The 517-nt window shown below is 64.2% G+C and carries 1 pseudogene; it reads right to left on the bottom strand.

The features are described from left to right. Window positions 1–517, bottom strand: a pseudogene (locus tag XI08_RS09800) (hypothetical protein); the annotation flags it as partial.

The following is a 517-nucleotide window of genomic DNA, read 5'->3' as shown; positions in this document are numbered from 1 at the left end:
CGCCGCCGGTCGCGCTGACATAGCTGATCCGGGTGTTGCCGTTACCGGTGATGGTATCGTTGCCGGCTAGGCCCTCGAACTCGTTGAAGCTGGAACTCGGACCGAAGTCGGTGCTGGCGCCATTGAAGCCGGTGGCGTTGTAGGTATCCGCGAAGTTGGTGCCGCGGACCGCTTCAACGGCAGTGAGCGTGTCGATGCCGACCCGGGCATCGCCGGTGACGGTCATCGTGGTGGCAGACGCCGTAACCGCAATGCCCGTCGTGACAGAAGTGTCGTTGTTGTAGACGGCCAGATCGTAGCCGCCGCGGCCATTGATGGCATCGTTGCCTGCCCGCCCCTCGAAGATCTCGGCAAAAGAGCCGGTGGCGCTGCCCAGCAGCGTATCAGCGAAGTCCGAGCCGGTAACGGCGTTGATACCGCCGTTGAGCACGTCGATACCGACATCGGCCAAATCGCCCGCGGCGGTCCCCTGCGCAGTCCCGGTAACCAGATCGACCGTAACCCCGGCAAGCGCGTT

The sequence above is a fragment of the Bradyrhizobium sp. CCBAU 11361 genome, from assembly GCF_028128935.1.
GTDB classification, from domain to species: Bacteria; Pseudomonadota; Alphaproteobacteria; order Rhizobiales; family Xanthobacteraceae; genus Bradyrhizobium; species Bradyrhizobium niftali.
Note: the sequence above shows the minus strand (reverse complement) of the source record. Positions and strands in the feature narration are given on the sequence as shown.